We start from the raw sequence: 8,160 nt of genomic DNA, 5'->3' as shown, positions 1-8,160 counted from the left end.
CACTGCCTGCAATTCCTCTATTTACGGATAGAGGAGACCAGTCTTCTATATGAAATGGAAAATTGGAGTAAATGACGATCGAATTGTTATTCCAGTTTTTTGTCATCTTGACGTAACTGCTCCTTTAGATGATGCCTACTACTACAGTTGTAGACTTATTATGGTAGATCTTAGGAATACTGCAAGATTTGAGAATGAGCCATTTCGTAATGCGTTCTCAGCAATGATAAGATTTTGGGCTACAACATCTAGCGATCGTTTTTGAGCAAAGCACAGAGAAGCGTTTGGGAGGTTTGGGTCATGCCGCCTGGATGGGTAGCGACCAGCGTAACTTGTCCGTTGCTATCGCGAATCCATCCTTGTGCTTCTACGATCGTTGGCACCGATTGAGGAATTGAGGATTGAGATTGTCCTGTAGCTCGATCGTCCAGCCAAACTCCGTTGCCCATCAATGGCTGTCGCGGGTCTTCGGGTAATCCGCCGTTCCCAGTAATCGAAAACGAATTACCTTCATCCGCTGAACAACCGCTGGCAATCAATCCGCTCGTATCTTGCAGCTCGGTCGGCAAGGTCACTAAGCCTCGACTCGGATCAACATCAGGGGTATTCAGCGCGATCGTCCCACTGATGCCAAATTGAGAACTCGCGGTAATATCACTCAAAGATGTTTCTCTGAAACGAGGCTCAATCCCGAAGATGCCTTGCGTCGTAATGCGAATGTTGCCCCCGCGCCCTGAGAAGGCATTCGCTGTAATATCACTGTTTTCTTGAGGAGCAGCCACAATGAACTTTCCATCAATGGTAATGTTGCCGCCATTCCCTCCTGCCTGAGCCGTTCCAGCCGTAGTGGAGATCAAGCTGTCCCGCCGTAACAGAACGAGATCCTGGACTTGCAATGTGATGTTTCCACCTTGACTCGCAGCAGTTTCAGCGCTGATTGATGATTGATTTCTCAACTCAACTAATTGTGCCCGTACTACGATACTGCCTGCATTTCCTGCGCTGCTGCTGATTGCGCCGATCTGACTCTCATCTTGAACCAGTAGCCTACTCGTATTGATTGTTAAATTGCCTGCGTTCTCAGGGCTTTGAGTATCTGTAAGAATAAATCCTTCTCTGATTAACTCTACAGAGTCAGAGGCATTAATCATCAGATTACCGCCTCTCCCAGATACCGAGAGAAACTGTTCATTTTCAACTACAGGTAGAGCCTGCGTAGATAGAATTCCTCCATCCCGGATGATTAGTCTCTTCGTATTGATGGTTAGATTTCCTGCTTGTCCTGCACTACCCGTAATACTAGACAAGGTGCTAGAGCCACTGGTGTTATTATCTCGACTCGCTATCTCGATGGATTCGGAAGCATCTACGTTCAATTGCCCTCCCGAACCGCTGCCAAAGGTTCCAGCCAGGATCTGCGCTCCATCTCGAACACTCAAATTTCGGGTTGAGATCATCATGTCGCCAGCCTTCCCATCCCCGAGACTCAAAGTCGATAGATTTCCGAATGGGACAACTCCAATCAATTCTAATGACTCAGAAGTGTTCACAGTTACGCTGCCTCCAGGTTTCGCTTCCTGGGTAAAAGCCGCAACCTGAGAACCACCATTCATGAAGACGCGCCTGCCCCAAATCTGAATCGCACCGCCCCCTTCACCGCTGGTATTGACCGTAGCACCATTGGTTAGAAAAATATCGGCTCGATCAAGTGTGTGTGGGAAATTCAAGCTCAAATTGTTGCCGTCTAGATTCAGTCCTACTGTTCCTGTGCCTGCAACTGCTCCCAATTCTACCCGACCTCCAGCCGTATTTACGCCGCCTCCAGCCAAGTTCACATCGCCCCCCAACAGGAGCAAGCTCTGGCGCTCTGGCACTTGAAGCCCTTGCCCGCCTGACTCTAATGGAACAGTTGAGCGATTGACGATCGAGGCACGACCCACTTGGTTGAACAACAAAGCAGACGGATTCACGGTGAGTAAAGGCGGCGACTCAGGTGCAGCACTACTAAAGAAACCCTGAGTGCCAAACTGAATCGCAGAGGCTGTTGTTGCAACAAATGAGCCTCCAATATCCAAACGAGCATTCACACCAAAAATGATGCCATTCGGATTGATCAGAAGTAAGTTGGCAGTACCGCCTGTTACCCCCAAAGTTCCTTGAATATTGGAAGGATTGCCGCCTGTTACTCGGCTGATAATGTTTCTAATGCCAACTGGGGTTTGAAAATAGAGGCTTTGTCCTTCAGAAATGTTGAAGTCGCGGAAGCTATGGAATAGATTGCTCCCGCGAGTTGCTCCACCCTCGATCTGCTGGCGCAGCGAACCATTGTTGGTGCTTGAATTCACGATCGACGGTTCAGCACCTAACGTCTGGTCAGGCGTGATTTGAGCGCAGGCAGGGTGTTGAGGAATCGCAATGACCCTGGCGATCGCTAAAAGACTCAGTAATTTCAGGCTCCAGTATCTGCTGATCTTTCTTTGAATCACAGAATTAATTCCCTCGAAGCAACGTTTCCATACAGAAATTGCAGAATCACGCGAGCAAGAGGTTCAGGCTGCAATGGCAATATTCATGAGTCAGAGCACTTAAGAATATTGTCACAGATCCATTGACAAGCCACTAGCTGTCCAGAATTTGCTTTTGCTGGTTCGATGAGGAAGTGAACTTCAAAGCTCTTATCGATCTGCTGGGCAGATTGACTTAAACAAGGCAAAATCGTAGACAACTTTGAATCAACATCTTCAAGCAATTGCTGTGCCTTCTCGCTATCTAGACCTATCGGTAGAGGGTCAGAGGTTATACCACATCGGCAAGGCTTTTGTATGAAACCATCGCAAAAGCAGCTTCTATCGGAGGAGACGGAGTCATCAGCTAGACCAAATAAATGAATTTCTAAGGGGCTTGATACCTGATAGTGCTGGAGCAATTGATACAGATCAGGCAGAATCTCAGATAGCGCGGACTCAAACTCATAGCTTACTTCGTTCACCGTGACAGAATTCATGGTCTTCTCCTTTAGGTAAGATGCATCTGATGAAATTAGATTCAGAGTTCAGGGTTGCTTTTACGGAAATGATTTTAGATTGTGGTGCGATGAGAAGCTTCCTTGGAAGACTAGCATTATACTTCTACGATCGCAACACTAAAATTATCTTGATTTGATGCCAAACAGGAGGTCATTCGACAATGGATTCTACTTGAGTGATTTAAGCAGATTCGATCGAGATTGACAACACAGGTAATCTTTACTACTTAAAACATTTTTAGCGAACTTGAATATGAGATTTTGTATGAGATTTATGGATTTCAAAATCTTAGGGGAAACGCCAAGATGATAGGCAAGCACATGAATAACTTTCGTTCAGTGCTACTGAAACCTAAATCTGACAATGGATATTCAATTTAACCTGGCTTATCAACCGAAGCAAGTACCGACTGATCACAGAGAACCAGACTTGTATATTGACTCGAATAGCTGTACTTTGCCGGATGCAGTGCAACAGTTAACGATCGATACTCAAGCAGATACGCCCTTCATTGTCTGGTTGCTTGAACATCCTAGTAGCCCGATTGCGCTCCCTGGAAAAATTGATCTCTACGGGCACGATTGCCTGCACGCGATTCTCAACCGAGGACATTCTCCGCCGGATGAAGCCTTTGTCCGAGGGTTCACGATGGGCAATGACCTGCAAGCTACTTGGCTGCACAAACTGTTGTATAAGCTTGCTGCATCCATTGTGTATCCCAAAAAATACCGCTTTTCGTGGAAAGACTCTCAATTTTTTGATGCTGGATTTATTTATGGTCGATCGAGACAGCTTAGAAATCTGAATCAACTCGACTTTAGCACTTATCAAAACTACACCGTTTTACAAGTTAGACAACAGCTTGCAATCTCCAAAGCGATCGAAATGGAACTCCTTCAATAATTCTCTAGCTTCGTTGTCACTCCGGCGCGGATCAACGCAACGAACTTCTATTGCTTAGAAGTGGATTGCACTTCTGAACTAAACATTTACTCCCATCTATCTCTCTCCATGAACAAGCAAAACATGGCTCTTCTCGAATCCATGCCCCAAATGAAATTGTTTAGCTCGGATTCACCAGAGTATGCCGCGGCATTCCAAACATTGCTGCGATCGACGAATGAGCGAATTTACATCAAGCAGATGCTAACTCAACTGATATCCGGCTTTTCACAAGATGCGATTGCAGTCGATTGGGGCGCAGGCACTGGGACACTGACCCGTGAGCTATTACAGCAATTCTCAACAGTCTATGCCGTTGAACCGCACCCCGAACTCCAGAACGTTCTGGCTCAAAATTGTCCAGCAGCGACAGTAATCCCCTCTGGAATCTTGGAAGCCCATCTTCCTGCTTTAGTCGATGTCGGCATCATGAGTCATCTACTCTACTACCTGCCCGATGAAACGTGGGGCGAGACTTGTTTAAAAGCAGCCTCTCTGTTGACGCAGCAGGGAATCTTGATCGTCATTCTTAAACATTTCACAGCAGGCGAGAATCAGATGTTTGAAGCATTTGGTGCTGCTCGATGTGATCTGTCCTGTGTTTTCAACACATTTAAGCGCTATCCGAAGTATGAAGTGAACTTTGTGTCAACACTGGGACGTTTCCAGACTAAAACATTTGAAGAAACACTAGAGATCGCTCGATTGATGTTAGGCGATCGCCCGCGCGATTCCTATCATCACCTTCCGACAGAAGCAGAATTTCAAGCCTACGTCCGGCAGCACTTTTGGGATGACACCACTCAACAGGGCGGTTGGGATTGCCCCCAGCAATTCTTGATCATCCGTCGCAACCCTTTCTACACCTGATGATGAAGAAACTCTCCCGATCTAACTATCAGCAGGTGCTTCAGGTGTTCAATTCACACCGTAATTGATGGATTGATGGCTTTTCTGTCTACTTCTTCCAACTCAAATCTGTCCGAATCATTCATTCTTTGTGCCCCCATGAATAAGTCAAAAATTGCGATCGCTTTGCCAATGTCGGATCGAATCAGTTCTTTTTTCCGCTTTGAACAGTTAGGAACCTGCTATCGAACTGAGCTACTTGCTAGCTTTACAACATTCGTGACCACGGCTCCGATTCTGGTGGTCAATGCTCATATTCTCGGAAACGCGATGTTTCTAGATCAGCCAGGAGATTTGTTTGAGCAAATTTTGGTGGCGCTTGTTCTTTGTTCTGCGATCGCAACAATTCTAATGGGACTGTTCGCAAATTATCCGTTTGCACTGGGGCCAGGAACGGGAACTGCGGCTCTGTTTACGTTCTCGATCGTGCTAAACATGGGCATGAACTGGCGACTCGCGCTAACTGCCACCTTTGTCGAAGGAATTCTTTTCACAGCGCTGGTACTCAGTCCGTTTCGTCGCCAGATCATTGATGCCATTCCCATCTCGCTCAAGCAGGCAATGATCGTTGGTTTAGGATTGTTTCTCTCTTACATTGCGCTCTCTGGCAACGTCGCGCCTCCAAGTTTGGGAGCGGGCATCATTGTCACCAGCACTGCAACGACAACTGCTTTGGGATCTTTAAAGCAGCCCGCGACCTTGATTGCGATCGCAGGTATCTTGATCACGGCGGTGCTGACTGTTCGGCGGGTAAAAGGGGCAATGTTGCTCGGAGTTTTTAGTACAGCAAGCCTCGGCTGGCTCTCTGGTGTCGCTCCTTTGCCCGAAAAGCTTTTGACGATACCCCAGTTGCCGATGGATCTTGTTGGGCAAGCGATCGTGGGTAGTCAGTATCTTACCTGGTCACAACTCGGAAACTTTGTGACTGCTGTGTTCATGCTGCTGTTTGTTTGTCTTGCAGATACAATCAGTTCGCTCAATGTTTTGGGACAACAGCTAAACCGTGTGAAGCCTGATGGAGAACTGCACCGCTCAAAGCAAGCCCTACTCTCAAATTCTCTCGGCACTGTCTCTGGAGCGCTCTGCGGTGGTGTGCCAGCGATTCCTTATCTTGAGTCTGCCTCCGGTATCTTTGAAGGGGGACGCAGTGGTTTCGTTGCGATCGTGGTTGCGATGTTGTTTCTTGTCTCAGCCTGGTTCGCGCCACTCTTTGCAGCAATTCCTGCGTTTGCGACTGAACCGATTCTCATTATGATTGGGGTCTTGATGATGAGTAGTGTTCGCGCGATCGACTGGGATAACTTAGCTGAAGCGATTCCTGCTTTTCTAGTAATCTTGATTATGCCGCTAACGTTTTCGGTTGCAGATGGGATGGCAGTGGGTTTTATTGCGGATGCTGCGATCAAGATGACTCAGGGCAAGAAACAACCCGTGTCGAAATCAAGCTTGATACTTGCGGGAATTGCAGTCGCTTACTTTCTGCTAATCGCTTTGCAGTCTTAGAAGTCTAGAGTGTGTTCTAAAGTCCCTCGCTTTGTTCACGCACCGGAAGCGCACACTCGACTCTACTGACGTGAGCGATCGCACAGTTGATCAGACGGGTAGGGGTGGTGTTCTGTTGGCAACCGCCTTTGGCAGTACGCTCTTCCAATTGACGCAAGGATTTGCCTTGATCCGACTGGATACCTTCGCCAACTCCTCGATTCAAGCAACAGTGTGGGATCGATTGCTGAGTCTGAAGGTTTCCTTTTTTCGTCAGTATGCGATCGGCGATCGTGAGAAAGCACTGGCAGCAGGCTGCGACGACTACGACACAAAATCGATCGAGTTGTCTCGTCTACTAAGCAAATTAGAAGGATGCTTGATCCAGCCGGGCTTCTAAAGCTGCGCGGCTAGAATTTGTGCTGCGGTTAATTGTAGAGTCGGGAATTGCGGCGACACGATCGGATCGTCACCCCCAAACGGACAGGATTGATAGGCACTATTCACCAGTTGCAGCACATTCACAACCGATCGACTCGGATCAATCTGCCATAGTTCAGGAATACCTCGTGCTGCATATTCTCTTGGCTTTTCTATGTAGTCGCGCTGATAGTTTTTACTGCTCGGACTACCAGGAGATACGACTTCAACCACCAGCAGTGGAGCAGGCATTCCAAACCGGATGAGCCGCTCCCCGGATAACACCGCTCGGAGTGATTCTTCAGAGTGGACAACGAGATCGGGCTGTCTTGCCGAAACTTCAGCAGATTCAACTTCAATCTGATGACCGATCGCGAGACAACGAGGACGAATGCCTGACATAGATAAGGCGACGACTAGTACAGTCGCGATCGTGGAGTTAATCGGATCTTCAGAAGGCAAAGCAACTAACTCCCCATTGACTAATTCATATCGAGTATCGGTTCCGTCATCATAATCGAGATACTCGTCGATCGTTTTGAATCGTAGCTTGGCTTGGGTCATAATCTTGCCTTCAACTGAGTTTATCCACCTCTAACACCGACTATGCAGTAATTTTACCGAATTTTGCTAGTTTGAGCAAAGAAGAATCGGATGAAATAGTTTTCACTATCTAGCGATCGTTTTTGAGTAAAGAACAGAGAAGCGGCTGGGAGATTTGGGTCATGCCGCTTGGATGAGTAGCGACCAGCGTAACTTGTCCGTTACGATCGCGAATCCATCCTTGTGCTTCTACGATTTTTTCGGAAGCTTGCGGAGCAATTGTAGTCGGGGTTTGAGGTTCTGAAGTTTGGGATTGATTGGGTGTTCGATCGTCTAGCCAAACTCCGTTGCCCATCAATGGCTGTCGTGGGTCTTCTGGTAATCCGCCGTTCCCAGTAATCGAAAACGAATTACCTTCATCTGCTGGACAACCGCTGGCAATCAATCCGCTCGTGTCTTGCAGCTCTGTGGCTAACTGCACTAAGCCTCGACTCGGATCAACATCCGGGGTATTCAGCGCGATCGTGCCACTGATGCCAAATTGAGAACTCGCAGTAATGTCGCTCAAGGCTGTTTCTGCTGAACGAGGCTCAATTCCAAAGAGTCCTTGCGTGGTGATCCTCACATTGCCTCCCCGTCCTGAGAAGGCATTCGCTGAGATATTACTGTTTTCTTGCGGCACAGCCACAATGAAGTCACCGTTAAATGTGATGTTGCCGCCATTGCCGCCTGCTTGAGCCGTTCCCGCATTGGTCGAGACAAGGGCACCGTTCCGTAACAGCAATACAGCATTTTTCAAGTAGATGTAGTACGATTAACTAGTCAGTGTCAGTAGAAA

8 protein-coding genes are annotated in these 8,160 nt (G+C 47.6%); 4 read left to right on the top strand and 4 right to left on the bottom strand.

Annotation, left to right across the window (positions count from 1 at the left end; translation table 11 throughout):
* Window positions 1–248: 248 nt before the first annotated feature.
* Together ACJ2PR_RS34065 and ACJ2PR_RS34060 are read right to left on the bottom strand one after the other, a co-directional pair.
* Entirely contained in the window at window positions 249–2,486 is a 2,238-nt protein-coding gene (locus tag ACJ2PR_RS34065) for a two-partner secretion domain-containing protein (protein WP_446880374.1), read from the bottom strand.
* A gap of 83 nt (window positions 2,487–2,569) precedes the next feature.
* Window positions 2,570–3,004 (bottom strand): hypothetical protein, encoded by a 435-nt coding sequence (locus ACJ2PR_RS34060; protein WP_446880373.1) that lies wholly within the window; start codon window positions 3,002–3,004, stop codon window positions 2,570–2,572.
* 385 nt (window positions 3,005–3,389) lie between these two features.
* Between ACJ2PR_RS34060 and ACJ2PR_RS34055 the strand changes: the two genes are divergently transcribed.
* The 4 genes from ACJ2PR_RS34055 (at window position 3,390) to ACJ2PR_RS34040 (ending at window position 6,759) form a co-directional block, all read left to right on the top strand.
* Window positions 3,390–3,929, top strand: a complete 540-nt coding sequence (locus tag ACJ2PR_RS34055; protein WP_446880372.1) for a hypothetical protein — start codon at window positions 3,390–3,392, stop codon at window positions 3,927–3,929.
* Between the two features lie 108 nt (window positions 3,930–4,037).
* Complete coding sequence (locus ACJ2PR_RS34050; RefSeq protein ID WP_446880371.1) at window positions 4,038–4,838, top strand: class I SAM-dependent methyltransferase; 801 nt, start codon at window positions 4,038–4,040, stop codon at window positions 4,836–4,838.
* A gap of 138 nt (window positions 4,839–4,976) precedes the next feature.
* The gene (locus ACJ2PR_RS34045; protein ID WP_446880370.1) at window positions 4,977–6,380 is read left to right on the top strand and encodes an NCS2 family permease; all 1,404 of its coding nucleotides are present in this window, start codon (window positions 4,977–4,979) and stop codon (window positions 6,378–6,380) included.
* 70 nt (window positions 6,381–6,450) lie between these two features.
* Complete coding sequence (locus ACJ2PR_RS34040) at window positions 6,451–6,759, top strand: hypothetical protein (protein ID WP_446880369.1); 309 nt, start codon at window positions 6,451–6,453, stop codon at window positions 6,757–6,759.
* Here ACJ2PR_RS34040 and ACJ2PR_RS34035 read toward each other — a convergent pair.
* Together ACJ2PR_RS34035 and ACJ2PR_RS34030 are read right to left on the bottom strand one after the other, a co-directional pair.
* Complete coding sequence (locus ACJ2PR_RS34035) at window positions 6,756–7,343, bottom strand: Uma2 family endonuclease (protein WP_446866558.1); 588 nt, start codon at window positions 7,341–7,343, stop codon at window positions 6,756–6,758. The two genes, ACJ2PR_RS34040 and ACJ2PR_RS34035, sit on opposite strands and share 4 nt — an antisense overlap.
* A gap of 109 nt (window positions 7,344–7,452) precedes the next feature.
* Window positions 7,453–8,121 carry a hypothetical protein gene (locus ACJ2PR_RS34030; protein WP_446880368.1) on the bottom strand — a complete coding sequence of 223 codons (669 nt, stop codon included), beginning with the start codon at window positions 8,119–8,121 and terminating at the stop codon, window positions 7,453–7,455.
* Window positions 8,122–8,160 lie beyond the last annotated feature (39 nt).

The organism is Phormidesmis sp. 146-33 (assembly GCF_052939515.1).
Note: the sequence above shows the minus strand (reverse complement) of the source record. Positions and strands in the feature narration are given on the sequence as shown.

Bases quoted from the DNA above. Each gene is read 5' to 3' on its own strand.
- ACJ2PR_RS34060 (WP_446880373.1), bottom strand. From the start codon at position 3,004: ATGAATTCTGTCACGGTGAACGAAGTAAGCTATGAGTTTGAGTCCGCG.
- ACJ2PR_RS34055 (WP_446880372.1), top strand. From the start codon at position 3,390: ATGGATATTCAATTTAACCTGGCTTATCAACCGAAGCAAGTACCGACT.
- ACJ2PR_RS34050 (WP_446880371.1), top strand. From the start codon at position 4,038: ATGAACAAGCAAAACATGGCTCTTCTCGAATCCATGCCCCAAATGAAA.
- ACJ2PR_RS34045 (WP_446880370.1), top strand. From the start codon at position 4,977: ATGAATAAGTCAAAAATTGCGATCGCTTTGCCAATGTCGGATCGAATC.
- ACJ2PR_RS34035 (WP_446866558.1), bottom strand. From the start codon at position 7,343: ATGACCCAAGCCAAGCTACGATTCAAAACGATCGACGAGTATCTCGAT.